18 protein-coding genes, 2 tRNA genes and 1 pseudogene are annotated in these 25,389 nt (G+C 68.8%); 12 read left to right on the top strand and 9 right to left on the bottom strand.

The window, feature by feature from the left end; genetic code table 11:
* Nucleotides 1-27: 27 nt before the first annotated feature.
* Together fdhD and ACILSK_RS20790 are read left to right on the top strand one after the other, a co-directional pair.
* Nucleotides 28-888 (top strand): formate dehydrogenase accessory sulfurtransferase FdhD, encoded by an 861-nt coding sequence (gene fdhD, locus ACILSK_RS20795; RefSeq protein WP_395729091.1) that lies wholly within the window; start codon nt 28-30, stop codon nt 886-888.
* A gap of 220 nt (nt 889-1,108) precedes the next feature.
* Nucleotides 1,109-1,699 (top strand): hypothetical protein, encoded by a 591-nt coding sequence (locus tag ACILSK_RS20790; protein WP_395729090.1) that lies wholly within the window; start codon nt 1,109-1,111, stop codon nt 1,697-1,699.
* 85 nt (nt 1,700-1,784) lie between these two features.
* Here the strand turns inward: ACILSK_RS20790 and clpX are convergent, their stop codons facing one another.
* The 5 genes from clpX to ACILSK_RS20765 form a co-directional block, all read right to left on the bottom strand.
* Nucleotides 1,785-3,053 carry an ATP-dependent Clp protease ATP-binding subunit ClpX gene (clpX, locus tag ACILSK_RS20785; RefSeq protein ID WP_395729089.1) on the bottom strand — a complete coding sequence of 423 codons (1,269 nt, stop codon included), beginning with the start codon at nt 3,051-3,053 and terminating at the stop codon, nt 1,785-1,787.
* Between the two features lie 319 nt (nt 3,054-3,372).
* Complete coding sequence (locus ACILSK_RS20780) at nt 3,373-3,960, bottom strand: ATP-dependent Clp protease proteolytic subunit (RefSeq protein WP_395729119.1); 588 nt, start codon at nt 3,958-3,960, stop codon at nt 3,373-3,375.
* A 56-nt stretch (nt 3,961-4,016) separates the two neighbouring features.
* Nucleotides 4,017-4,619, bottom strand: coding sequence for an ATP-dependent Clp protease proteolytic subunit (locus ACILSK_RS20775; protein ID WP_395729118.1), 603 nt, complete (start codon nt 4,617-4,619; stop codon nt 4,017-4,019).
* A 306-nt stretch (nt 4,620-4,925) separates the two neighbouring features.
* A complete protein-coding gene (gene tig / locus ACILSK_RS20770) occupies nt 4,926-6,491 on the bottom strand; it encodes a trigger factor (protein WP_395729088.1) in 1,566 nt (521 codons plus the stop codon).
* 236 nt (nt 6,492-6,727) lie between these two features.
* Nucleotides 6,728-6,801, bottom strand: a tRNA-Pro gene (locus tag ACILSK_RS20765).
* Between the two features lie 83 nt (nt 6,802-6,884).
* Here ACILSK_RS20765 and ACILSK_RS20760 point away from each other — a divergent pair.
* Nucleotides 6,885-6,955, top strand: a tRNA-Gly gene (locus ACILSK_RS20760).
* Between the two features lie 43 nt (nt 6,956-6,998).
* Here ACILSK_RS20760 and ACILSK_RS20755 read toward each other — a convergent pair.
* Nucleotides 6,999-7,466: a hypothetical protein gene (locus ACILSK_RS20755; RefSeq protein ID WP_395729087.1), complete on the bottom strand. Its 468-nt coding sequence runs from the start codon at nt 7,464-7,466 to the stop codon at nt 6,999-7,001.
* 759 nt (nt 7,467-8,225) lie between these two features.
* On the opposite strand from ACILSK_RS20755, the gene ACILSK_RS20750 reads away from it, so the two are divergent.
* The 3 genes and pseudogenes from ACILSK_RS20750 to ACILSK_RS20740 form a co-directional block, all read left to right on the top strand.
* Complete coding sequence (locus ACILSK_RS20750) at nt 8,226-9,377, top strand: DUF222 domain-containing protein (RefSeq protein ID WP_395729086.1); 1,152 nt, start codon at nt 8,226-8,228, stop codon at nt 9,375-9,377.
* Between the two features lie 518 nt (nt 9,378-9,895).
* Nucleotides 9,896-11,365, top strand: a complete 1,470-nt coding sequence (gene ltrA / locus ACILSK_RS20745) for a group II intron reverse transcriptase/maturase (RefSeq protein WP_395726837.1) — start codon at nt 9,896-9,898, stop codon at nt 11,363-11,365.
* Between the two features lie 122 nt (nt 11,366-11,487).
* Nucleotides 11,488-11,712 (top strand): annotated as a pseudogene (locus tag ACILSK_RS20740) (HNH endonuclease signature motif containing protein); the annotation flags it as partial.
* Between the two features lie 153 nt (nt 11,713-11,865).
* On the opposite strand, the gene ACILSK_RS20735 reads toward ACILSK_RS20740, so the two are convergent.
* The 3 genes from ACILSK_RS20735 to glgX form a co-directional block, all read right to left on the bottom strand.
* Entirely contained in the window at nt 11,866-12,456 is a 591-nt protein-coding gene (locus ACILSK_RS20735; protein WP_395729085.1) for a DUF4276 family protein, read from the bottom strand.
* Complete coding sequence (locus ACILSK_RS20730) at nt 12,453-13,679, bottom strand: AAA family ATPase (protein ID WP_395729084.1); 1,227 nt, start codon at nt 13,677-13,679, stop codon at nt 12,453-12,455. Before ACILSK_RS20730 ends, ACILSK_RS20735 begins: the two co-directional genes overlap by 4 nt.
* A gap of 65 nt (nt 13,680-13,744) precedes the next feature.
* Nucleotides 13,745-15,826 carry a glycogen debranching protein GlgX gene (gene glgX / locus ACILSK_RS20725; protein WP_395729083.1) on the bottom strand — a complete coding sequence of 694 codons (2,082 nt, stop codon included), beginning with the start codon at nt 15,824-15,826 and terminating at the stop codon, nt 13,745-13,747.
* Nucleotides 15,827-16,031: 205 nt separating this feature from the next.
* Between glgX and ACILSK_RS20720 the strand changes: the two genes are divergently transcribed.
* From ACILSK_RS20720 to ACILSK_RS20695, 6 genes are all read left to right on the top strand, one after another.
* A complete protein-coding gene (locus tag ACILSK_RS20720) occupies nt 16,032-17,486 on the top strand; it encodes a cytochrome ubiquinol oxidase subunit I (RefSeq protein ID WP_395729082.1) in 1,455 nt (484 codons plus the stop codon).
* Nucleotides 17,487-17,497: 11 nt separating this feature from the next.
* Entirely contained in the window at nt 17,498-18,511 is a 1,014-nt protein-coding gene (cydB, locus tag ACILSK_RS20715; protein ID WP_395729081.1) for a cytochrome d ubiquinol oxidase subunit II, read from the top strand.
* A 28-nt stretch (nt 18,512-18,539) separates the two neighbouring features.
* On the top strand, nt 18,540-19,826 hold the full coding sequence (locus tag ACILSK_RS20710; protein WP_395729080.1) for an NAD(P)/FAD-dependent oxidoreductase: 1,287 nt from the start codon (nt 18,540-18,542) through the stop codon (nt 19,824-19,826).
* A 94-nt stretch (nt 19,827-19,920) separates the two neighbouring features.
* Complete coding sequence (locus tag ACILSK_RS20705; RefSeq protein WP_395729079.1) at nt 19,921-21,480, top strand: GMC oxidoreductase; 1,560 nt, start codon at nt 19,921-19,923, stop codon at nt 21,478-21,480.
* Nucleotides 21,481-21,485: 5 nt separating this feature from the next.
* Nucleotides 21,486-22,766 carry an MFS transporter gene (locus ACILSK_RS20700; RefSeq protein WP_395729078.1) on the top strand — a complete coding sequence of 427 codons (1,281 nt, stop codon included), beginning with the start codon at nt 21,486-21,488 and terminating at the stop codon, nt 22,764-22,766.
* A gap of 3 nt (nt 22,767-22,769) precedes the next feature.
* Entirely contained in the window at nt 22,770-25,382 is a 2,613-nt protein-coding gene (locus ACILSK_RS20695; RefSeq protein ID WP_395729077.1) for an MGH1-like glycoside hydrolase domain-containing protein, read from the top strand.
* Nucleotides 25,383-25,389: the final 7 nt, after the last annotated feature.

Here is a 25,389-nt window from a genome sequence, read left to right as displayed (position 1 = left end):
CGACGCGGTCGGTGGCATGCTGGCTGAATGAGTCGGGTCACCGTCCGGACGCCGGTCGTTCGCTACCGCGACGGCGCCTTCAGCAGCCGGTCGGACACCGTGGCGGGCGAGGAGCCGCTGGAGATCCGGATCGGCGGCGAACCGTTCACCACCACGATGCGCACCCCCGGCGCGGACATCGAGTTGGTGCACGGGCTGCTGCACGCCGAGGGCATCATCGCGAGCCGGGACGACGTCAGGTCCGCGCGGTACTGCACCGGGGTCGGGCCCGACGGGCGCAACACCTACAACGTCCTCGAGGTCGGGTTGGCCGACGCCGCTGCCCAGGCCCGAGTGCGCCCCCGCCGGCAGGTCACCACCTCGGCCTGCGGGGTCTGCGGCGCCGAATCGATCGACGCGATCACCCGGGCCGGCCGGTACCCCCCGGGGAGGGTCGAGCTGGCGCCGGAGACGATCCGTGCTCTGCCCGGCCGGCTGCGTGCGCAGCAGCGGACATTCCGTACCACCGGCGGCGTTCACGCCGCCGGCCTGGCCACCGCCGGCGGACTGGTGGAGCAGGTCCGGGAGGACGTCGGCCGGCACAACGCGATGGACAAGGTCATCGGGGCCGCGCTGCTGGCCGACCGGTTGCCACTGGTCGACCGGGCGCTGGTGACCTCGTCGCGGGCGTCATTCGAACTGGTTCAGAAGGCGGTGCTGGCCGGGGCCGGCATGCTGGTCGCGGTCTCGGCACCCTCCTCCCTGGCCGTGCAGTTGGCGCAGGAGGCCGGGCTGACCCTGATCGGCTTTACCTCCGCATCCGGGTTCAACATCTACTCGGGTGCCTGGCGGGTCGTCGGTGCGACGAAGGCGGACGAGAGCCTGGCCGGAGCCGGCTCCGCCGAGTAGGACCGCGCTGAACAATCAGGCTCCTGCGGCCCAAGATTGCCTGCGCACGGTCCTACTGTCCACATGGCGGCCTCGCAAGCTGGTCCAACTGACCCGATCGGACGCGTCGTATCAGCGCGCATGCCGCCGCCTCTTGGCGGCTGTGTCCATTGGCGGCCGCGCAAGCTCGGCCGACTAGGATCCTGCTTGCCCAGTCCGGTTGCGTCCGTAGGAGTGAACCATGCGGTCTCGTCATGCCCTCACCGCCGCGCTGGCGCTCAGCGTGGTCACCATCCTGACGGTCGCCGCGTGCGGCTCATCGGTCCAGGGGTCGGCCCAGGTGAACACGGCGGCCGCCGAATCCGCGACCTCGGCGGCGACGACGTCGGAGCGGACCAGCCGGACCTCGACCGCGGCGCCCACCGATCTGTCCGATCTAAGCTCGATGCTCAACGACCTGAGCACCGAGCTGTCCGTGCCCGACCTGTCGGTGCCGTCCGACCTGAGCGATCTGAACATCCCCGGGTACAGCGACACCTGTTTCGCCGTGTCCATCGCCTACCTGACGATCGTCGCCGCGCCATTCGCAACGCTGGGAGGTGGCTCCGGTCAGTACGACGCATCCGAGTTGAAGCAGGCCCTGGAGGATCTGGGCAACGGCGGGCAGGTCCCACCGGAGCTTGCCCAGGACTTCGCCACGCTCTCCCAGTTGGCCGACCGGGCCGGGGGCGAATCGTTGTCCGACGCAGAAGCAGTGTTCGGTAGCCCCGAATTCGCCACGGCCAGCGACAACATCTCCAAGTGGGTCGACGCCAACTGTGGTGGCAACTGACCGCGATCAGCGCGAAGGCCCCGGACCCGTGAGCGGGTTCCGGGGCCTTTGTCGTTGATCCGGGAGTGGACTGGCCGGGCGGCCGTCAGGCCGACTTCTCCCGCGGTGTGCGCTTGGGTGCCCGCGGCACGATCGTCGGGTAGACGTTGGACCGGACGGTCTCGGCGCTGACCACGACGCGTTCGACGTCGTCGCGGCCGGGCACCTCGTACATGGCAGGGAGCAGGACCTCTTCCATGATGGCCCGCAGCCCCCGCGCGCCGGTGCCGCGCAGGATCGCCTCGTCGGCGATCGCCTCCAGGGCGTCGGCCTCGAACTCCAGGGCGACGCCGTCCATCTCGAAAAGCCGTTGGTACTGCTTGGACAGCGCGTCCCGAGGCTCGGTGAGGATCTTGACCAGCGATTCCTTGTCCAGGTTGGTCACCGAGGCAACCACCGGCAACCGCCCGATGAACTCGGGGATCAGCCCGAACTTGATGAGGTCCTCGGGCATGACGTCGGCGAAGACGTCGGAGCCGTCGATGTCGAACTTGCTGCGCACCTCGGCGCCGAAACCCAGTCCGCGCTTGCCGACGCGTTCCCCGACGATCCGTTCCAGGCCGGCGAACGCGCCGGCCACGATGAACAGCACGTTCGTGGTGTCGATCTGGATGAATTCCTGATGCGGGTGCTTGCGGCCGCCCTGCGGCGGCACCGACGCCTGGGTGCCTTCCAGGATCTTGAGCAGGGCCTGCTGCACGCCCTCGCCGGACACGTCCCGGGTGATGGAGGGGTTCTCGGACTTGCGGGCGATCTTGTCGACCTCGTCGATGTAGACGATGCCGGTCTCGGCCCGCTTGACGTCGTAGTCGGCGGCCTGGATCAGCTTGAGCAGGATGTTCTCGACGTCCTCGCCGACGTACCCGGCCTCGGTCAACGCCGTCGCATCGGCGATGGCGAAGGGCACGTTGAGCATCTTGGCCAGCGTCTGCGCCAGGTACGTCTTCCCGCAGCCGGTCGGCCCGAGCATCAGAATGTTCGACTTCGCCAGCTCGACCGGCTCGGGACCGCGATCGGGGCCGGCCTGAATCCGCTTGTAGTGGTTGTAGACCGCGACCGACAACGCCTTCTTCGCGACATCCTGACCGATGACGTACTGGTCCAGGTACTCACGGATCGCGGTCGGCTTGGGCAACTCGTCGAGTTTGACCTCGCTGGTCTCGGCGAGCTCCTCCTCGATGATCTCGTTGCACAGGTCGATGCACTCGTCACAGATGTAGACGCCGGGTCCGGCGATCAGCTTGCGCACCTGCTTCTGGCTCTTCCCGCAGAAGGAGCACTTGAGCAGGTCGCCCCCGTCACCGATGCGCGCCATGAGACCTCTCGATCCGTCGTGTGCCAGTCCTCGTTAACACCCTGAAGGACCCAATTCCCAGTACTGCCGCGACCGCGTTGACGTTACCTGCCGGACACGCACCGGTCCCCGGTTTAGAGGTCACGACACGAACACTCGCAAGTTCGTGTGCTCGACCTTCCCCGACCGGAGGCGTCCGGTCGGCGGGCCTGGCACCGATGCCAGCACGGCAAGGCACTTGCTACCAGAGTATCGGGCTCCGCCGACGACGCCAGAGGCAATATCTGCCGATGGAAACCCGCGCGACGGCGGATTCCGGGCCGGGACCGCCGGGCCCGGTTCAGCCCAGCTTGCGGTAGTTGAGCACCTCGTCGATGAGCCCATAGTCCTTGGCCTCGGCGGCCGTCAGGATTTTGTCCCGGTCGATGTCCTTGCGGACCTCTTCCGGGGTCTTGTTCGAGTGCCGGGACAGGATCTCCTCGAGCGCGGACCGCATCCGGCCGATCTCATTGGCCTGGATCTCCAGGTCGGACACCTGGCCGTAGACGCCCTCGGTGGCCGGCTGGTGGATCAGGATCCGGGAGTTCGGCAGCGCGAGGCGCCGACCCGGGGTGCCGGCGGCGAGCAGCACGGCGGCCGCCGACGCGGCTTGGCCCAGGCACACCGTCTGGATGTGCGGCCGGACGAACTGCATCGTGTCGTAGATCGCGGTCATCGAGGTGAACGAACCGCCCGGCGAATTGATGTACATGATGATCTCGCGGTCGGGATCGGTGGACTCCAGCGTCAGCAGCTGAGCCATCACGTCGTTCGCGGATGCGTCGTCGATCTGCACACCGAGGAAGATGATGCGCTCCTCGAACAGCTTGTTGTAGGGGTTGGACTCCTTGACCCCGTAGCTGGTCCGCTCGACGAACGACGGCAGGATGGTGGCCGGGCTTGTTCACGGTCGTGTCTCCTTCTGGACGGTCCGGCTGGCCCGGATCACTTCTTGCCGGACTGCTCGACGGCCGCCTGCTCCTGCGGATTGGCCCGGCTCACGACCTGGTCGATGAAGCCGTACGCCAGCGCCTCCTGTGCGGTGAACCAACGGTCCCGGTCCTGATCGACCTCGATCCGCTCGATCGGCTGGCCGGTGTGCAGGGACTGCAACTCGGTGAGCTCCCGCTTGGACTTGGTCAGCATGTCGGCCTGGATCGCGATGTCCGCGGCCGTGCCGCCGACCCCGGCACTGGGCTGGTGCATCAGGATGCGGGTGTGCGGCAGCGCGGACCGCTTGCCCTTGGCCCCGGCGGTGAGCAGGAACTGCCCCATGGAGGCGGCCAGGCCCATCGCGGTGGTGGCCACATCGGGCTCGATCCACATCATCGTGTCGTAGATCGCCATGCCGGCGGTCACGCTGCCGCCGGGCGAGTTGATGTAGAGGGTGATGTCCCGCTCGGCGTCCTCGGCGGCCAGCAGCAGCAGCTGCGCCGTGATCTCGTTCGCGTTGGTGTCCCGAACCTCGGAGCCGAGCAGGATGATCCGCTCCCGCAGCAACCGCTCCGCCACCGAGTCGGACAGCGACATCGGCGCGCCGGCCCGCATCATCGGGTCCGCCAACCCGGGAGCAATGGCCTCCAGGCGCTGCACGGCCTGCACGGCCCTGGAGACGGGGGAATGACGATCGCTCACGGAATGCTCCTTTGTCGACTGCCCGGCCGGGTGCGGTTGGGTGGTCATGAATTCTGCTGCCGCCGACCGCCGCGTCACCGCGGTGACGTCGGGGGCATCACCCGACAGTAACGACCGACGCCGGCCGACCGATGCCCGGTGCGGCGGTGTTCGCTGACGGCGTGACCTTGGGTGCGCGGGGCCGGCACGCTCCCATTCCGCGTCGGCCCCAGGCCCCGCTCAGGCCTTGGAACTCTCGTCGCCCTCGGCCTGCGCGATGTCCTCGGCCACGATCTCCTCGGCGATCTCCTCGGCCAGCGCTTCGGCCACGATCTCCTCGGCGATCTCCTCCGCCAGTTCCTCCGCGATCTCCTCGGCCAGCTCGTCCGCGACGGCTTCCTCGATCAGCTGTTCCTCGACCTCGGCCTCGGCCAGCGCGGCGGCCTCGTCGGCGAGTTCGATCGCCTCGTCCTGCTCGTCGACCTTCTCCAGACCGAACAGCTCGGCGACATCGAGCACATCGCCGGAGGCATTGGTGACCGTCGCCTGCTCGACCGCCTGGGCCAGCGCCTTGCCCCGCCGCACCTCGGCGAAGATCGCGGCGAACTGGTTGCCCTCCTGGATCCGCTGGAAGTACTCGTCCGGCGACATGCCCAGCCGCTGCGCGTTGAACAGCACCCGCTCGGTGAACTCGTTCTGGTCGACGCCCACCTGGTTGGCCTCGGCCAGCGCGTCCAGCAGCAACTGGGCCTGAACGGCCTTGGTCGCGCTCTCGCGCAACTCCGCGTCGAACTCCTCGCGGGTCTGACCCTCGCGCTCGATGTGCGCGTTGAGCGCATCCTCGCTGTGGTCGAAGGCGTGCACGGCGTCGTGCGCGCGCGACTCGAACTCGGTGGTGACGATGCCTTCGGGGGCCGGCACATCGGTGATCTCGAGCAACGCGTCCAGCACCTTGTCCCTGGCCTGGGCCCCCTGCTCGCGGTTCTTCACCCGACGGATCTTCTCGGCCAGGTCGGTCCGCAGTTCGTCGACGGTGTCGAACTCGCTCGCGAGCTGGGCGAAGTCGTCGTCGACGTCCGGCAGGTTTCGGTCCTGGACCTCGGTGACGGTGACGGTGACCTGGGCATCCTGGCCGGCGTAGGGTCCGGCAACCAGCTTGGTCGGGAAGGTCTTGCTCTCCCCCGCCGACAGCCCGACGATCGCCTCGTCGATCCCGTCCACGAGGTCGCCGGCGCCGACCCGGTAGCTCAGGCCCTCGGTGGCCGCCTCGTCCAGGGCCGCACCGTCCACCTCGGCGGCCAGGTCGATGGTGACCAGGTCGCCGTCAGCGGCCGGTCGATCGGCCGGGGTCGTGGTGGCGAAGCGCTCCCGCAGGGCCTCGACCTGCTCGTCGATGTCGGTCTCGGCGACCTCGACGTCGTCCACCGAAACGGTGATCTCGCCGAGCGCGGGCAGGGTGATCTCCGGCCGCACATCGACCTCGGCGGTGAAGGCGAGCGCGTCGCCGTCGTCGATGCGGGTCACCTCGATGTCCGGCTGGCCCAGGACCAGCAGGTTGGCCTCGCCGATCGCCTCGCTGTACTTGGCCGGAACCGCCTCGTTGACCACCTCGGACAGGATGGTGCCTCGGCCGAGCCGGGCGTCCAGGATCTTCGCCGGCACCTTGCCGCGGCGGAAGCCCGGGATGTTGACCTGTCCGGCCAGGGCCTTGTAGGCCCGGTCGAAGTGCGGCTTGAGCTCGTCGAACGGAACCTCGACGGTGAGCTTCACCCGGGTCGGGTTCAGGTTTTCGACAGTGCTCTTCACGGTGCAGTTGCTCCTCGGACGGGCGGGTGACCGACGTCGTCCGGGTGGCGGACGCCGGGGCATGCCGGCAAGCACGAACCCGGCGCCAGGAATGCGCCACGCTGCCGCAGTGCGTTCGAGGGCGGGCTGCCAGGCCGCGGCGGCACGCCGGCCGCGTCACGGCCGTGCTGCAGGCAGAGCCGCGGGCCATTCTAGGGCAGGACGGGACCGGGTCGACCCACCGACTGCGTCCCGGGTCGGGGTGACAGGATTTGAACCTGCGACATCCTGCTCCCAAAGCAGGCGCGCTACCAAGCTGCGCTACACCCCGCGGCCGCACCGTCGACCGGTGTGACCGGTCGAGGGTACGACGTGCGTTAGCATTCGTGTGCACCCGCCACCGGCGGGTGCACAGCGGGCGTAGCTTAGTGGTAAAGCCTCAGTCTTCCAAACTGATGATGCGAGTTCGATTCTCGTCGCCCGCTCCCCTGTTTCGAGCCGACCAAGCCTGATGGGGCGCTGCCAGGCTCAGAACCTGCGGAAGTCCCGCCGCCGCTCCCGGCGGCGCATGCCGGCCACGGATACCGGGCTCAGCGGGCGGCCGAACGGGTCGATGAACAGCGACACGGCCCCACCCTCGGCCGGCACCGCTCCGTCGAGCACCTCGATCGAGTAGGTGATGGCGTCCTCGCCGGCCACCGGGTCGCGCAGCACCACTACCGCGTCCTCGGGAGCGTCGTCACCCGACTCGACCCACGACAGCACCGCGTTGGGCGGGTCCTCCAGGAAGCTGTTCGGGCCCTGCGACCACATCTGCACGAACTGCGCCGTGGTCATGTGCCCGACGACCCGCTCGGGGCGGTCGGAGAAGTACAGGGTGGACGGGTTCAGCCCGTGCAGGGTCAGCGTGCCGGCGTCGCTGGAGACCGACCGTGCCGTGTGCACGAACATCTCCTCCAGCAGGGCCGGCGAGGGGGTCTCGGGAGCTTGAGTCATCTTGTGCCTCCGTGGCTTTCGAATACGACCCGGCATGGGCCGCACCGCTGGGAGCCAGGCTGGCACCGTGGCGCCCCGCTCGCCTCACCCGACCTGGACGGTCCGGGCTCGGAGCCCGATGGGAGCCCGATGAGAACGGTGCTCGGACCTGGCACGCTCCGGCGGGTTCGCGGGCGGGCGCGCGCCGGCGGTTCGACCAAGCCAGGCGGGCGACACTGCTGGAAGGGCCCGTTGCCCAGCCGGCAGTCCTGCGCCACCTCATCCAACGGGAAGACGACGCTGGAGGCACTGAAGGCGCTGGACGGCACTGAAGCGGCCGGACGAGCTCGGCTTCCGCACCGGCTTGCGATGGCATGCCGGCAGCAATTGCGGACCCATAATCCGGCAGCCGGATGCCTCATTCCAGGCGGTCTGGTCGCGCAAGCGGGCGGACTCCGCGGATGACCGTGCCAGTGACCAGTTGGAACGGGCAGGGTGTCGACGCCGTGGCCTGCACCGCAGGGTACGACCGACGGCTGACCAGAGGCCTGGTTCTGAGCATCACCCCTGGCCGGGCGCCGCTGTCGTACACGTGTGGGATGGTTCGGGTGTGACCACAGCGTTGACCACCAGCGACGACTTTCATGGCGTCACTGCCGCGGAATCGCCCGACGGCCGCGCCCGACCGCCTGCCCGGCCGGCCGGTCGGTCGGTCGGCCCGGGTTGCGGTGTTTCCGCTGATCAAGGGTCACTGTCGTACACGTGTGGGATGGTTGGGGTATGACCACGGCGGTGACCACCCTCGACGACGTCCAAGACGTCGCCGCGACGGTCGCCGCCGGTCTGGACCAGCTGCTGCACGCCGAATACTGGAAGCTCCCCGGCGATGACCTGCTGGCCGCGGCCCGCACCGTGGAACACCTGGCCCGGCTGACCTACGCCGTGCAGGTCGCCGTCGCCGGCGAGATCGACCTGGCCCACCTCGCCCAGACCCACGGCCAACCCAGCACCGCCGCCCTCCTCCGGCACGCCCTGACCATCGGCCCCGGCGACGCCCGCGGCCGGGTCCGCGCCGCCCGCACGGTGCTGCCCCAGGACGCGATCAGCGGTGGCGAGATCCCACCCGTACTCCCCGAACTCGGCGACGCCCTCCGCGGCGGGGCGGTCGGCGCCGAACAGGTCGGCATCGTGGTCAAGACGATGAGCCGCGTCCCCACCGACACCCCACCCGACATCCGGGACCAAGCCCAGAGCACCCTGGTCGGCCACGCCCAACACATGGACCCGGTCCACCTCGGCCGGGTCGCCGAGAAACTCCTGGACACCCTCGACCCGGACGGCGACGTCGAACCCCGCGACCCGGCCGACCGCGCCGACCTGACCATTGGCCCCCGCGGTGCCCGCACCGGCCTGACCGGCATCAAGGGCCGACTCGACGACCTGACCGTCGCCGCGTTCATCGCCGCCACCGACCCGCACGCCCAGCCCCGCCCCGAAACCGACGGCATCAAAGACCCACGATCCGCCGCGACCCGCCTCGCCCACGCCCTGGGCACCGTCCTCGACGGCTACCTGACCGCCGCCGCCGGCCCCACCCAGGCCGGGGAACGACCCCACGTCACCATGACCGTGCCCTACGACGTCCTGACCGGCCGGCTGGGTCAGGCGACGCTGGACGCCACCGGCATCACCATCGGCCCCGCCCAGGCCCGGCGGCTGCTGTGCGACTGCAACGTCATCCCCGCCGTCCTCGGCACTCCCAGTGAACCGTTGGACATCGGTCGCGCCACCCGGATCTGGCCCACCGGCCTGCGCCGCGCGATCACCCTGCGCGACAGGCAATGTGTGTTCCCCGGGGTGCGCCGTGAGGCGCTTGTTGATCGTGTGGAGGTGAGAGGCCTTCGCCGCAGTCCTGTCGCAGCAGTGCTGTGAAGCTGGGGGCAGCCCGCTCCGGGAGACGCCGGACGTGGGTGGCAAGCGGCCCTGACAAAGCCGGGACGTGTCGGCACTGCCAGACGGTGCGGGCCCGGCAAGCGAGACGAAACGGTATACGCAAGAAACCGATGTTCTAAAGCCTCTCAAATACGCACCGACCCCGAGCCTGGCGGGTATGGGTCGGAGGCGGTGATGTCCCTCATAAAGTCTGGGTAAGAGGGAACTCCCGGCGACCGAGGTCGTTCGGGATGGCCATGGTGAAGTGCTGCGGGGTAACCGTGGTGAGCGCCGCAGGGGCAAAGTCGGGTGCCTCGTTCGTCGAGCGATCAACGAGTGAACACGGGAACCATCCCGGTTCCGCCACCTGGCGCCGCATCCAGCGGCGACAGCAGGGGCTGGGTCCGTCGTCGGCCGATCGGCCCGGGATGGGGCGGAGCCGCCGTAGTAGTCCGAGACCGGGAAAGCCGGTCACATGGCGAAGGGCGGCAGCGGTAATCACGAAGAGAGGCACTGACATGACGAGAGATGCGTCGGTGAATACCGGCGCCGACCCGGTCCGGGATGACCCGGACGGGTGGGTATCGCGGATTCAGACCAAACTTCATTGTTGGGCGGCGGCCGATCCCGGCCGCCGGTTTGATGATCTGTTCAACCTCGTGCACGACCCGGCCATCCTCGCGGTGGCGTGGGACCGGGTCGCGACCAACAGGGGGGCCCGCTCGGCCGGATCGGACGGCATCACCGTCGCCCGGATCGAGACCGAGATCGGGTCCGCCCAGTTCCTGAGCGAACTGCGGATGCAGCTGCGGACCAGCGAGTTCGGTCCGCAGCCGGTCCGGGAACGGAAGATCCCCAAGCCGGGCGGTAGTGGAAAACTGCGCCGCCTTGGGATCCCTACCGTGGCCGACCGGGTCGTTCAGGCGGCGTTGAAGCTCGTGTTGGAGCCGATCTTCGAGGCCGACTTCTTGCCGGTCTCCTACGGCTTCCGACCCGAACGGCGCGCGCACGACGCGATCGCCGAGATCCATCTGTTCGGCACCCAGCAGTACCAGTGGGTGCTGGACGCGGATATCGAGGCGTGCTTTGACCGAATCGACCACACCGCCCTTCTCGAGCGGGTCCGTGGCCGGGTCAAGGACAATCGCGTGCTCGCACTGGTGCGGGCATTCCTCAAGGCCGGGATCCTCACCGAACTCGGCGACTACGAGGACACCTACACCGGCACACCGCAAGGGGGCATCCTGTCCCCGCTGCTGGCCAACATCGCGTTGTCGGTGCTCGACGAGCACCTGCACGCCGATTGGCAGCCGGGCGGACGGATGCACACGAGTGACCAACGCGCCGGCCGCCGCAAACGCGGAAAACCGAACCATCGCCTGGTCCGCTACGCGGACGATTTCGTGGTGATGGTCAACGGCACCCGCGCCGACGTGGAGGCCCTGCACGAGGACGTCGCCCGCGTGCTCGAACCCATGGGATTGCGGCTGTCACCGGCCAAAACCCAGATCGTGCACATCGACGACGGATTCGAGTTTCTTGGCTTCCGAATCCAACGGCGCAAGAAGCGAGGCAGCAACCGCTGGCACGTCTACACCTTCATCGCCGACCGCTGCATTCGGTCGGTCAAGGCGAAGGTTCGGGCCCGCACGCGCAGAACATCACAGGCCGACCTGAAGGACACGCTGATCTGGCTCAACCAGATCCAGCGTGGCTGGGTCAACTACTTCCGGCACGCCATCGCCCAGCGCACGTTCGATCATGTTCGCCAGTTCACCTGGTGGCGGGTCGTGCGCTGGCAACGCACCCGGCGTCGCTGGAACTGGACGGACGTTCGTCGATGGCTCACTACCCCCACCGGAAAGTGGCGTCCCATCCATGCGGACGGGATCGAGTTGTTCAACCCCGCGGCGGTGCCCATTCGGCGCTACCGCTACCGGGGCCAGGCGATCCCCAACCCCTTCGTGGCCTGCACCACCACCGCCTGACAACTGAGACCGTGGAGAGCCGGATGCGGTGAGAGTCGCACGTCCGGTTCGGAGAGCGGCCTGAGAAAACGGACCCTGCGGAAGCAGAGCACCGCGTTTCAGGCCGACTCACCTGCGACCGGCCCGCCCGCTGGTCCGAAATCCACCACATCCAGTTCTGGGTCAACGGGGGACCCACCAGCCTGGACAACGGTGCGGTGGTCTGCGGGTTCCACCACACCCTGATCCACCAGGGCGACTGGACCATGCGAATGGGCAAAGACGGCCACCCCGAAGTCATTCCACCCACCTGGATCGACCCCGACCAACGACCCCGCCGCAACACCCTGCACCGGCTTCGGCAATGACCCGGCCCTCCAACCCGAGCCCTCCCGGCTGGAGCAACCGCACGGCATCTACCGATCGACCCAGCACGCCGAAGGCGCGCTCTAGCGCTGACTCTTAGGTCCGCGGCTGTGAGCACCACGTTTGGCGATCGGCGCGAGTCCTCCACTCGCCGCCTATCCGGCGTTCGGGGGGACGATGAGGTCGCCCACTGCTCGGACCAGGAAGTCGAAAGACGGACATCGCAGACGAGTCGCGTCGATGGACAGCAGCTCCGTGAATGCCGGCTGTTGGAGCGTCTCACGATAGGACTCGTGCATGAGCTGGCGCAGTCGACCCTTGGCGTCGCGCGGCGCCTCCGGATCGGAGTCGAAACGCGCGTCGTCGCGCACGCTGCGGTGAGCACGCAGAGATTCGATGCCCCCCAAGAACCAAGCCTCGTACTCGCGGCACGCCACGACGACCCGCAGGTCGGCCATGCCGGCCATTGGTTCGGAGACTCTGCCGACCAGTCCGGCGATGTCATGATCGTCATCCTGATCGAGCACCACGATGACGCCGCCGCCGCCGACGAGACCGCGCGCGAGGGCCCGGTACACACGTCCGATCGATTCGTTGATCGTCATCTGCGACCGCGGAAGTCGCCACGGCTGACGAATGTCGACATCCCACCGGTCGAAGACTTCGCCGCAGATTCGGCGCAACAGGATTCGGACCGCGCCGACATCGCCATCACCCTCGACCACCGGGAGAAGCGTGTAGGTCACCGGAAGAGGTCGATCTGCTGCGACGTCGACGGTTCCGGTTGGAGTTGACTCACCCGCATCAACTCCCCCGGGGTGAACAAGCTGTCCTCGAGCGCCGCCCGGGCGGTGGCGTCCAGCCGCCCGATCGTCGTCTGCCCCGCGGTCGCCGTCACCGCCAGAATTTCGCTCTCCCGAATTGAGGCGTTGTCCAAAAGGTCCGGACTGTGACTAGTGACCAGGACCTGCCGTCGCTCGCTCGCGTCTCGCAGTGCATCGAGCAGGAGCCGAGCGGCGGCCGGGTGCAAAGCCGATTCGGGTTCCTCGACTCCGATCGGACTGAGCCGATCCTGGGAACCGGCAAACAGCGCGGTCAAGACTCCGAGAGCGCGCAACGTGCCGTCCGAGACCGACGTGGCCTGGAAAGACCATGGTGCCTGGGCCCCTGCGACCTGCTGATCGACCTCGATGGTCTCGTAGGAACCGAGCGCGACCCGGTCCACCTTGCTGACCCCTTGGACGATCTGTTGTAAGTAGTCCTCGATGCGCTTCTTGATGCCGGGGTGCTCTCGTCGCAGGCGTTCGAGCACGCTGGCGATATTGGACCCGTCACGGCGCAGGAGCTCTCCAGCATCGGGGGTCTGGAGCTGCCGCATCGAGTCGGGGTTGATGTTGTACACGTTGACGCCCGCCAACCCGTCGTAGACGGACCGGAAAATCGGGATCGCCGACGCAGTCACCAGGAACAGTCGGTCCTTGCTCGCCGGTGGCAGGGCGATACCCGGTGATTGAACGACCTGCCCGTCCCGTACCTTGAACGCCGCCGGCCCCGACCATAGGCCTTGGCTGTCTAGCGCGTCAGTGTCGAACGTGTGGACCTCGCATTCCTCGTGCGAGATGCGGAAATCCTTGCCCTTGACAGCAGCCACCTGGAACCCGTAGGAGCCGGTCCCCTCCGGATAGACGAAGTCCAACCGAATCCCGAAATGCGTCGGATGACCGGTCGCCCGGCGCCGCACCTCGGCAATCCCCCCTCGATCACGCAGCGCGTGATCAAGGGTCGTCTGCAATGAATCGGAGACCAGCCGCAGGCTGTCCAGGAAGCTGCTCTTTCCCGATCCGTTCGCGCCGACCAGCAGGGCCATGCGTCCAAGCTCGACATCACATGCGGCAATGCTCCGGTAGTGCCGCAGGCGCACCCGGGTGATCCGGAACTGCCGACTAGCTTTGCTCGACCGGCCGGTCATTCCCTCACCCCTTCATGGCCCGCCCATCGTATCGTCGGTGCCGCGAGCAACTCTGGGCCCGCGGCTCAGCCCAGTCGCAGCAGCACCACCGAACGCGGCCCGACCACCACCGAGCCGTCCACCTTCGTCCCCGATCGGCTCGGGTCGTAGCTGTCGGACTCGACGACGGCCGGCGCCGCGCCGGCCCAGCCGAGCGCGAAGGTCTCGGGTTCCCACCAGGCGTTGACCAGCACGGCAAGGTCGTCGTCGAGCATCGGCGTCCCGTCGTCGGCCAGATCGGCCTCGACCGTCCCGGACACCGCCATGGCGATGCTCTTGCCCTCCGGGTTGGACCAGTCGGCACCGGTCATTGCGGCCCCGTCCGGCCGGAACCAGCGCAGCGCATCGGGGTCCACCGGGTAGCCGCGCCGGCGCAACGCCGGGTGGGCGTGCCGCAGCGCGATGAGCGAGGCGGTGAACTCCCGCAGCGACTCGTCGACGGCCGACCAGTCGAACCAGGTGATCTCGTTGTCCTGGCAGTACGCGTTGTTGTTGCCACCCTGGGTGCGGCCGAGTTCGTCACCGCCCAACAGCAGCGGGACGCCCCGCGCCAGCAGCAGCGTGGACAGCATCGCCCGCCGCTGCCGGTCGCGCAGGGTCGTCACCGCCGGGTCGGTGGCGGGACCCTCGACTCCGCAGTTCCAGGACCGGTTGTCGTCGGTGCCGTCCCGGTTGTGCTCGGTGTTGGCTTCGTTGTGCTTGTCGTCGTAGGAGACGAGGTCGGTCAGGGTGAAACCGTCGTGCACCGTCACCAGGTTGATCGACGCGTCCGGCCCCCGCCGACGCCGGCCGTACAGGTCGGACGAGCCGGCCAGCCGGGTGGCCAGGTCGGGCAGCAACCCGTCGTGGCTGCGCCACAGGTCGCGCACGGTGTCCCGGAACCGGCCGTTCCATTCGCTCCAGCCGGGCGGGAACCGGCCGACGTCGTAACTGTCCCCCTGTCCGACGTCCCACGGCTCGGCGATGAGCTTGACCTGGGCGATCACCGGGTCCTGCCAGACCAGGTCGAAGAACGCCGCGAGCCGGCTGAACGACCCGTCCTGCCGGGCCAGGCTCGGCGCCAGATCGAAGCGGAACCCGTCGACGCCCATCTCGGTCACCCAGTAGCGCAGCGAGTCCATGATCAACCGCAGGCAGGTCGGATCGCCCACGTTCAGCGCGTTGCCGCACCCGGAGGTGTCGACGTACCGGGCCGGGTCCTGCGGATCGAGCCGGTAGTAGGCGGCGTTGTCCAAGCCGCGGAAGCTGATGGTCGGCCCACCCGCGTCGCCTTCGGCGGTGTGGTTGTAGACGACGTCCAGGATCACCTCGATGCCGGCCTCGTGCAGCGACGTCACCATGTCCCGGAACTCGGCGACCTGACCGCCGGGCCGGCCGGCTCGCACGGCCGCGGAGTACTCCGCGTGCGGCGCCAGGTAGCCGATCGTGTTGTAACCCCAGTAGTTGGTCAGCCCGCGCGCGGGCAGGAACGGTTCGGAGACGTGGTGGTGCACCGGGAGCAGTTCCACGGCCGTGACGCCGAGCCCGCGCAGGTGCCGCACCGCGGCCGGGTGGGCCAGTCCGGCGTACGTGCCCCGCAGCTCCGGCGGCACATCCGGATGGCGGGCGGTAAACCCCTTGACGTGAATCTCGTAGATGACCGAGTCATTCAGGTGGTGGCCGGGCCGCGAGCCCAGCTCGCGCCGGTCGAACGGTTCGACGAGCACGCTGCGCGGCATCACCGGCGACGAGTCCAGCGCGCTCGGTTGCCCCGGGTCGTCCACGTCGTACCCGTAGGCCGCCGGCGAGAAGGACACCGAACCGTTGATCGCCCGCGCGTACGGATCGAGGAGCAGTTTGTTTGAATTGCTCCGCAGGCCGCCGGCGGGGTTCCAGGGGCCGTGCACCCGGAAGCCGTACAGCTGACCGGCCGTCAGCCCGGGGACGAAGGCGTGCCAGATGCCGTCGTCGCGGCCCGGCAGGGCGACCCGGGTCTCGACGTCGTTCTCGTCGAACAGGCAGAGCTCGACCGAGTCGGCCACCGAGGAGTAGACCGCGACGTTCGCGCCGCCGTCGCGCAGATGCACGCCGAGCGGGAAGGGGCGGCCGGGCCGGACCTGGACATCCATGCCGCGAAAGTTACCGCCCGTAAGGCGTGTTGTCTCTGTGTAATCTACGCTGCGAAGGCCATCTACCCGCATGGGGTGATGTCGAGGTAGTTCGCCTGCGTCAGGGTTGGGGGGCCTGGCGTTCCCAGGCCATGCCCGCCGGTGCCGCCGGGTCAATACCATGTGATATCAGCACCCCCTTTGCCGCGTCAGCCGGAGCGCATCAATGGATCAGTTGGAATTGGCCCGTATTCAGTTCGCCACGACCAGTATTTACCATTTCCTGTTCGTTCCGATCACCATGGGAATGGCCATTCTGGTGGCCGTCCTGCACACCCGGTGGTTCCGCCGGGGCACCCCTGAGCTGCGCCGGGTCCTTCGCTTTTTCGGTGGCCTGATGCTGATCTCGATCAGCGTGGGGGTGGTGACCGGTCTGGTGCAGGAGTTCCAGTTCGGACTCAACTGGTCCGCCTATTCGAGGTTTGTCGGCGACGTCTTCGGGGCGCCGCTGGCGATGGAGGGGCTGGCCGCATTCTTCTTGGAATCGACGTTCCTGGGCCTGTGGCTGTTCGGATTCAATGTGCTGTCCCGTCGGGTCCATCTGTTCACCGCATGGATGGTTGCCGTTGGCGCGTGTCTTTCCGCGTTGTTCATCATCGCGGCGAACTCGTGGATGCAGAACCCTCGCGGCTACACCGTCAACCCGGACAACGGCCGTGCCGAACTGACCTCGATCGGCGACGTGTTCACCAATCCGGTGTTCATCTGGGGCTACCTGCACGTCCTGCTGGTGGCGCTGATCTTCGGCGGCGGCATGCTGCTCGCCGTGTCGGCGTGGCAGCTGCGGCGACCCCCGGCGCCGCAACCGGTCACCGTCCCGGATTCGGGCGAGATCGCCGCCTCGAGTAGCCCGAGCCCCTTCCTGGCCACCGCCAAACTGGGCCTGCTGGCGCTGCTGATCGGCACCGTCCTGCAGTTCCACGTCGGTGGCCAGCTGGGCATCAACGAGACCACCTACCAGCCGATGAAGATCGCCGCGGCCGAGGCGAACTGGACCACCTGCCAGCCGTGCTCGTTCTCGATGCTGCAGATCGGCGGCTGGACCGCGGACGACCCACCCACCAAGATCATCGAGATCCCGCACCTGCTGTCGCTGCTGGCCACCGGCACCTGGAACGGCGGGGTCCAAGGCCTGACCACGCTCAACGGGCAGTATCAGCAGCAGTACGGGCCGGGTGACTACGTGCCCAACGTGTTCATCCAGTACTGGTCGATGCGGGTGATGGCCTACCTCGCCACCCTGGTCGCATTGTTCTGCCTCTGGGGTGTCTGGCTGTGGTGGCGCAAGAAGCTGGCCACCTCCCGGGTGTTCCTCTGGGTCGCCAGCTGGATCATGGTCACCCCGTTCTTCATGGCCACCGCCGGCTGGCTGCTCACCGAGAGCGGCCGGCAACCCTGGATCGTGCAGGGGCTGATGCTCACCACGGACGGCCTGTCCGGGTCGGGCAGCGCCACCCAGATCGTGATCAGCCTGAGCATCGTGGTCGTTCTCTACACGACGCTCGGTGTCATCGCCGCAATCCTGATGCTCCGGCACGCGCGGCGACCTCTGCCCGAGGAGTCCGCGGAGTCCGCACCCCCGGCCGACACCGCCGCACCCACCCCGTCGCTGACGTACTGAGGACGGAACCGATGACTCTGCCCACCGTCTGGTTCGTGATCGTCGCCTTCTTCTGGACCGGATTCTTCGTGCTGGAGGGCTTCGACTTCGGGGTCGGGGCCGTGCACAAGATCGTCGGCCGGACCGACGTCGAACGTCGGGTCGCCATCAACTCGGTCGGCCCGTTCTGGGACGGCAACGAGGTGTGGCTGATCGTCGCCGGCGCCGCGATGTTCGCCGCCTTCCCGAACTGGTACGCGAGCTGGTTCTCCGCGCTGTACCTGGCCCTGTGGCTGCTGCTGGCCGCGCTGATCGTGCGCGGGGTGTCCTTCGAGTTCCGCGGCAAGTTCGCCGCCCCGGTCTGGCGAGCGACCTGGGGGTGGACGCTGACCATCGGCTCGGTGCTGGCGCCACTGCTGATCGGAGTCGGGCTGGGCGACCTGCTGGCCGGGCTGCCCATCGACGCCGGCGGCGATTTCACCGGGACCTTCCTCGATCTGCTCACCCCGTTCGGGATGATGCTCGGCGTGACCCTGTTGGTGCTGTGCCTGCTGCACGGGTCCGCCTTCCTGACGCTGCGCACCACCGGCCCGGTGTTCGACCGGGCCCACTCCCTGGTGCGCCGGCTCGCGCTGCCTGCGCTCGCGCTGGTGCTGATCGTGGCCGTCTGGATGGTGGTGCTGGCCGCGCCCGGCGGTGGGGGGATCCTGGCGGTCGCGGTCCCGGCGGTGGCCGCCGTCGCCGCCACCGTTTCCGGGCTGTCCGGCCGGTCGGCCGGGGCGACCTTCATCGCCACCGCGGTGACCATCGGCGGCGTCATCGCGGCGCTGTTCGTCTGCCTCTACCCGACGCTGCTGGTCTCGACGACCGACCCGGCGTACTCGCTCACCGTGACGAACTCGTCGTCGAGCCAGTATTCGCTGCAGGTGATGACGGTCGCCGCAGCCGTCCTGGTGCCGTTCGTCCTGCTGTACCAGGGCTGGACGTACTACGTCTTCCGCCGGCGGGTGTCCGCCGGACCGGCCGCGGCCAATGTCGCCGCATGAACGCATCAGCAACCAGGAGGACTGCAGGATGACCACTGCGATCATCGTCGGCGGCGGGATGGCCGGAGTGGCCTGCGCTTCCGAGCTCGCCGACCACGACGTCAACGTGACCCTGATCGACCGGAACAACTACACCCAGTTCCAGCCCCTGTTGTACCAGGTGGCCAGTTCCCAACTGCCCGCCGAGGACGTCGCCCGCCCGTTGGCCACCGCCTTCGCCGGGCAGGACCGGGTGGCCGTGGTCACCGCCGAGATCACCGGGATCGACGCCGCCACCCGCACCGTCACCACGCCCGATGGTCCGGTCACCGCCGACTACCTGGTGATCGCGGCCGGGTCGCAGGCCAACTTCTTCGGCGTCCCCGGCGCCGCCGAGCACGCGTTCCCGCTGTACACGGTGCAGGACGCCCGCCGGCTCCGGCGGCACCTGCGCGACCGGCTGCGGGTGCTGTGCGATCCCGCCGGCGACGGTGCCCCGTACACGGTCGTCATCTGCGGCGGCGGGCCCACCGGGGTGGAGACCGCCGGCGCGCTGGCCGAACTGTTCGGGGCGTTGAAGGAACAGGGCACGTTGCACGGCGAGGCCACCGTCCGGCTGGTCGACCACGGCCACGCGTTGCTCAAACCGTTCACCGACAAGACCCACGAGTACGCGCTGGCCAAGCTCACCGAGAAGGGCGTGCAGGTCACCTTCGGCGTGGCCGTGTCGGCGGTCGGCGCCGACACCGCCACCCTCTCCGACGGGACGACCGTGGCCACCGACACGGTGATCTGGGCCGGCGGCATCTCCGGGCCGGCGATCGCCGCGACCACCGGCATCGCCCTGGGCCACGGCGGCCGGATCGACGTCGCCGCCGACCTGACCGTGCCCGGATTGACCGGCGTGTACGCGGTCGGCGATGTCGCGAACATCCCGGACACGGAAAACGGCGCAGACGGGCACCCTTTGCCGCAACTCGGCTCGGTCGCCCTGCAGGCCGGCAAATGGGCCGGCAAGAACATCGTCGCCGAGGTCAGGGGCGACGGCGTCACTCCGTTCCACTATCACGACAAGGGCATCATGGCCATGATCGGCCGGAACGCGGCGGTCTCCGAGATCGGCAAGCATCGCCACCATCTCGAGGGACCGCTGGCCTTCGTCGCCTGGCTGGGCCTGCACGCCGTGCTGCTGTCCGGCATCCACAGCCAGGTCGATGCCTTCCTGAACTGGGCCGACGACTACTTCCATCACGACCGGGCCGCCGACCTGGAACTGGCGGACAAGGTCGGCCGGATCGCCTGGGCCGACGACGAGGCCGACGTCCCCAACCTGTAGCCGTCCGGGCCGCCTGCCGGTCGGAGGCGCCCGCAAGAAATCTCACCGCCGCGCACCGCCGCCCCGACGGTCGACACCCACTTGGAGGTCACGCGTGCCCGAAAGCACCGACTACGACGTCATCGTCATCGGCTCCGGAGCCGGGGGCGGCACATTGGCCCACCGGCTGGCGCCGTCCGGAAAGCGGATCCTGATCCTGGAACGGGGCGACTGGCTCCCCCGCGAGGTGCAGAACTGGGATGCCACGGCGGTTTTCGTCGACAACCGGTACGTGTCGAAGGACACCTGGTACGACCGGGACGGCCAGCCGTTCCAGCCGCAGATCCACTACAACGTCGGCGGCGCGACCAAGCTGTACGGCGCTGCGCTGTACCGGTTGCGGGAGAAGGACTTCGGCGAGCTGCAGCATTTCGACGGCATCTCCCCCGCCTGGCCGGTGTCGTACACCGACTTCGAGCCGTACTACACCCAGGCCGAACAGCTGTACCAGGTGCACGGCCAACGCGGCGAGGACCCCACCGAGCCGCCCAGCAGCGGGCCGTACCCGCACCCGCCGGTGTCGCACGAGCCGCGGATCCAGCAGCTGTTTCAGGACCTGCAGCGCAGCGGGCTCCACCCGTTCCACGCCCCCGCCGGCATCATGCTGGACGAGGCGAACATGGCCTACAGCCGGTGCATCCGCTGCGCGACCTGCGACGGCTTCCCGTGCCTGGTGCACGCCAAGTCCGACGCCGAAGTGGTCGCCGTCCGGCCCGCGCTGGAGCACCCGAACGTCACCCTCGTCCGCGGGGCCGAGGTCATCCGGCTGGACACCGACCCCACCGGCCGCTCCGTCACCGACGTGGTGGCCATGATCGACGGGGAACGGCACCGCTTCCGCGGTTCGGTCGTGGTGGTCAGCGCGGGCGCGGCCAACTCGGCCAAGCTCCTGTTGCGCAGCGCCGGCGACAAGCACCCGAACGGCATGGCCAACGGCTCGGATCAGGTGGGCCGCAACTACGTGTTCCACAACAGCCGGGCCTTCCTGGCGGTGTCCACCGAGCGGAACGACACCCGGTTCCAGAAGACGTTGGGCGTCAACGACTTCTACTTCGGTGACGACGACTTCGCCTACCCCATGGGCAACATCCAGATGGTGGGCAAGAGCTCGGCCCCGATGTACCGGGGCGAGAAGCCCCTGGAGACCGCACTCGCGCCGGGCTTCGCGCTGACCGACGTCGCCGTGCACGCGGTCGACTTCTGGCTGTCGACCGAGGATCTCCCCCGACCGGAGAATCGGGTGAGCCTGGCCGGCGACGGCAACATCACCCTGACCTACACGCCGAACAACACCAAGCCGCTGGACGAGCTCTACCACCGGATCAAGAGCCGGCTCAATCATCTGGGTCTCAACCCGCACCACCTGATCCCGCGCAATGCCTACATGGCCAACGACATCCCGATCGCCGGCGTCGCCCACCAGGCCGGCACCTGCCGATTCGGCATCGATCCCGCCGACTCCGTGCTGGATACCGACTGCAAGGCCCACGAACTGGACAACCTGTACGTGGTCGACACCAGCTTCTTCCCGTCGATCGGCGCGGTGAACCCGGCGCTGACCGCAGCCGCCAACGCGCTGCGGGTGGGCGACCACCTGCTGGACCGGCTGGGCTGATCCCGATGGCCGGTGCGGGCGGGAAACGGGGCGGTGCGGGCCGGGGCGACGTCGCGAGCGGCGGCGCCGTCCTGGTGTACGCGGCCGGGCTGATCCAGGGACTGGCCCTGGTGTGCTTCCCGGCCGCCTCGTCGATCCTGACGTCCCCGACCGGGTACGACCTGTCGGCGTCCCAGTACGGGTTGATGTTCGCGCCGCAGGTCGTGCTGGCCATCGGTTCGGCCGCCCTCACCCCGCTCTGGGCCGGACGCTGGACGCTGCAACGGGTCCTACTGGCCGGCCTGACGGCCAACCTGGTGGCGATGCTGCTGCTGGTGGTCAGCCAGTTCCCCGCGCCATCGGGCGCGGCCTACCTGCTCCTGCTGGGCGCCACCGGCGCGCTGGGCTTCGGCTTCGGCAGCTGCGTCTCGGCGCTGAACACCTTCGCCGCCGCGCTGGTGCCCGGCCGCGAGGACCGCAGCGTGTTGACCCTCAACGTGCTGCTCGGCCTGGGCACCGCACTGGCCCCGGTGCTCATTGCGGTGCTGCTGCCGAACTGGTGGCTGCTGCCGCTGGGCGTGTCGGTCGCGCTAGTGGCGGCGATCGGCGCGACGCTCCGGATCCGGTTGAGTCCGGGGGCGGTGCCGGGACCGGCAGGCGCGCGCACCAGGACCCGGATGCCCGGCCGGTTCTGGTGGTACGGCGCCGCCGTCGTGCTGTACGGGATCTGCGAGACCCTGTTCGGCAACTGGTCCAGCCTGTACCTGTCCGGGCAGCGTGGGCTGAGCGTGTCCGTGGCATCGGCCGCGCTGGCCGCGTTCTGGGCGTGCGTGACGATCGGCCGGGTGGTCGTCGCCGTGCTGCCCGCCCGAATCCCACCCACCGCCGTCTATCTGGTCCTGCCGGTGCTGATCGTCGGCGCGAGCGTCGCCGTGTCGGCCGCGACCGGCCCGGCCGCCGCAGTGCTCGCCTACGCCGCCGCGGGCCTGGCCTGTTCGGCGATGCTTCCCCTGTCGGTCAGTTTCGCCGGCCGCGAGTTCCCCCGGCTGGGCGCCACCTCCTCCGGTGAGCTGATCGCCGGCTACCAGGTCGGCTACGGCGTCGCCGCTTTCGGCGTCGCCCCGCTGATGGCGGCGACCGGCCTGGCCATGTCGGGCATCTACCTGGCCGGCGCCGCCGTGGCCGTGGCGCTGGCGGTGGTGGCGCTCGTCGTCGTCCGCGGGGCCGCCCTCCGGCCCGCGACCCCACCGGTCCACCCCGCTCACCACCTCGACATTCCCGCTTCCGACAGCACGGAAAGGTCCTGACTCATGGCAACCACCCGCAAGCGCGGCAGTGCCGCCGCGTCCCGCATGGCCGAGAGCACCCGGCTGGCCGAGGCCGACGCCGGCGCGGCGCCGTGGCGTGACTGGGGTCCGTACCTGTCGGAGCGGGCCTGGGGGTCGGTGCGCGAGGACTACAGCGCCGACGGCAACGCCTGGGACTTCTTCCCGCACGATCACGCCCGGTCCCGGGTCTACCGGTGGAACGAGGACGGGATGGCCGGGTTCTGCGACGCCACGCAGAACTGGTGCCTGTCGCTGGGCCTGTGGAACGGCGTCGACCCGATCCTCAAGGAGCGGATGTTCGGTCTCACCGGGCCGCAGGGAAACCACGGCGAGGACGCCAAGGAGTACTGGTGGTATCTCGATTCCACCCCGACCCACTCCTGGAACACCTGGCGGTACCACTACCCGCAGCGGGAGTTTCCCTACGGCGAGCTGATCGCCGAGAACGCCCGACGCGGCAAGCTCGAGCCCGAGTACGAGCTGGTCGACACCGGCATCTTCGACGAGAACCGTTACTGGGTCGTCACCGTCGACTACGCCAAGGGCGGGCCCCGCGACCTGCTGATGAACGTCACGGTCGAGAACGCCGGCCCGGACGAGGCGACGATCCACGTCCTGCCCACCCTGTGGTTCCGCAACACCTGGTCGTGGGGCTACTCCGACCACCCCAAGCCGTCGATGCGGCTGGCCGCCGGACGCTGCGAGAACGAGACGAACACCGCTCGCCTGTTCGGGGGCGAGAACGGCACGCCATACCCCAAGGACGGCATCAACGACCACGTGCTGCACGGCGCGGACACGGTCAACCCCGAGCACCACGGCACCAAGGCCGCCTTGCACTACACGCTGACGGTGCCCCCCGGCGGCAGCGCCCGGGTCCGGGTTCGGCTGGTCGGTGTCCCACACCCGGCGCTGGACGCCGATCCCACCGCCGTGGCCACCCAGCCGATCGACCTGGCCGAGGAATTCGACACCACCCTGGCCGCCCGCCGGACCGAGGCCGATGCGTTCTACGACGCAGCGATCCCGGTCGAGCGGGACCGGGAGGAGTACCGGGTCGCCCGGCAGGCCTTCGCCGGGCTGCTGTGGGGCAAGCAGTTCTACCACTACGACGTCAGCCGCTGGCTGGACGGCGATCCCGGCCAGCCCGTCCCGCCGCCGGGCCGCGGGCGAATCCGCAACGGCAGCTGGCGGCACCTGAACAACCACGAAGTGATCCTGATGCCCGACCCGTGGGAGTACCCCTGGTTCGCGGCCTGGGACCTGGCCTTCCACTGCGTGACCCTGGCCCACATCGACCCGCAGTTCGCCAAGGACCAGCTGATCCTGCTGCTGCGCGAGTGGTACATGCACCCCAACGGGCAGTTGCCGGCCTACGAATGGAACTTCTCCGACGTCAACCCGCCGGTGCACGGCTGGGCCGCCATCCGGGTGTTCGAGATCGACGGGCGGACCGATTTCGAGTTCCTGGCCCGGATCTTCCACAAGCTGCTGATCAACTTCACCTGGTGGGTCAACAGCAAGGACCGCGAGCAGGACAACCTGTTCGAGGGCGGGTTCATGGGGTTGGACAACATCTCCCCGCTGGACCGGTCCGCCCTGTCCCCCGACGTCGGGTTCCTGGAGCAGGCCGACTCCACCGCGTGGATGGCCATGTACGCACTGGACCTGCTCGACATCGCATTGCGGTTGGCCCGGCACAACCGGTCGTACGAGGACGTGGCGACCAAGTTCTTCGAACACTTCCTGACCATCGCCGGCGCTGCCAACGCCGGCATGATGTGGGACGACCAGGATGCCTACTTCTACGACGTGCTGCACCTGACCAACGGCACGGATGTGCCGATCAAGGTCAAGTCCCTGGTCGGCCTGGTGCCGCTGCGAGCGACCCTGACCTACGACGGATCGGTCGGCGACGCCGACCTGCCGGATTTCACCGCCCGGGCCTTCTGGTACCTGTCCAACCACCCCGAGGCGCTGAGCCTGTTCCACACCAGTGACGTGGACGGTGTCCGCCACCGGATGCTCGCCCTGGTGCCGCCGGACCGGCTGATCCGGTTGCTGGGCAACGTCTTCGAGGAGGCCGGCCTGCTCAGTGACTACGGCATCCGGGCCGTCTCGGCCTGGCACCGCGAGCACCCGTTCGTCATCCGGATCGGCGAGGAGGAGGCCTCCGTCGACTACGAACCGGCGGAGTCGACCACCAACCTGTTCGGCGGGAACTCGAATTGGCGCGGCCCGATCTGGATGCCGCTGAACGTGCTGCTGGTGGAGGCGTTGCGGGACTACGAGCGTCTGACCCCAGGGGCGTTGACGGTCGAGTACCCCACCGGTTCCGGCGCCCAGCTGACGGTCGGCGAAGCGGCCGACGACATCTCGCGCCGATTGGTGTCGATCTTCCTGCCCGGCCCGGACGGCCGCCGGCCGGTGCACGGCTGGTACGACCGGCTGGCCACCGACCCGCGGTGGAAGGACAACCTGCCGTTCCACGAGTACTTCCACGGCGACACCGGGATGGGTTTGGGCGCCGCGCACCAGACCGGCTGGACGGCCCTGGTCGCGCACCTCATCCTCACCACCCCGCAGGACAAGTAGCTTCCAC

This window comes from Nakamurella sp., from assembly GCF_044224575.1.
Classification (GTDB): Bacteria; Actinomycetota; Actinomycetes; order Mycobacteriales; family Nakamurellaceae; genus Nakamurella.
Note: the sequence above shows the minus strand (reverse complement) of the source record. Positions and strands in the feature narration are given on the sequence as shown.

Bases quoted from the DNA above. Each gene is read 5' to 3' on its own strand.
- ACILSK_RS20700 (WP_395729078.1), top strand. From the start codon at position 21,486: ATGGCCGGTGCGGGCGGGAAACGGGGCGGTGCGGGCCGGGGCGACGTC.
- ACILSK_RS20730 (WP_395729084.1), bottom strand. From the start codon at position 13,679: ATGACCGGCCGGTCGAGCAAAGCTAGTCGGCAGTTCCGGATCACCCGG.
- ACILSK_RS20720 (WP_395729082.1), top strand. From the start codon at position 16,032: ATGGATCAGTTGGAATTGGCCCGTATTCAGTTCGCCACGACCAGTATT.
- clpX (WP_395729089.1), bottom strand. From the start codon at position 3,053: ATGGCGCGCATCGGTGACGGGGGCGACCTGCTCAAGTGCTCCTTCTGC.
- ACILSK_RS20710 (WP_395729080.1), top strand. From the start codon at position 18,540: ATGACCACTGCGATCATCGTCGGCGGCGGGATGGCCGGAGTGGCCTGC.
- glgX (WP_395729083.1), bottom strand. From the start codon at position 15,826: ATGGATGTCCAGGTCCGGCCCGGCCGCCCCTTCCCGCTCGGCGTGCAT.
- ltrA (WP_395726837.1), top strand. From the start codon at position 9,896: ATGACGAGAGATGCGTCGGTGAATACCGGCGCCGACCCGGTCCGGGAT.
- ACILSK_RS20775 (WP_395729118.1), bottom strand. From the start codon at position 4,619: ATGCGGGCCGGCGCGCCGATGTCGCTGTCCGACTCGGTGGCGGAGCGG.
- ACILSK_RS20750 (WP_395729086.1), top strand. From the start codon at position 8,226: ATGACCACGGCGGTGACCACCCTCGACGACGTCCAAGACGTCGCCGCG.
- ACILSK_RS20755 (WP_395729087.1), bottom strand. From the start codon at position 7,466: ATGACTCAAGCTCCCGAGACCCCCTCGCCGGCCCTGCTGGAGGAGATG.
- cydB (WP_395729081.1), top strand. From the start codon at position 17,498: ATGACTCTGCCCACCGTCTGGTTCGTGATCGTCGCCTTCTTCTGGACC.
- ACILSK_RS20695 (WP_395729077.1), top strand. From the start codon at position 22,770: ATGGCAACCACCCGCAAGCGCGGCAGTGCCGCCGCGTCCCGCATGGCC.
- ACILSK_RS20790 (WP_395729090.1), top strand. From the start codon at position 1,109: ATGCGGTCTCGTCATGCCCTCACCGCCGCGCTGGCGCTCAGCGTGGTC.
- fdhD (WP_395729091.1), top strand. From the start codon at position 28: ATGAGTCGGGTCACCGTCCGGACGCCGGTCGTTCGCTACCGCGACGGC.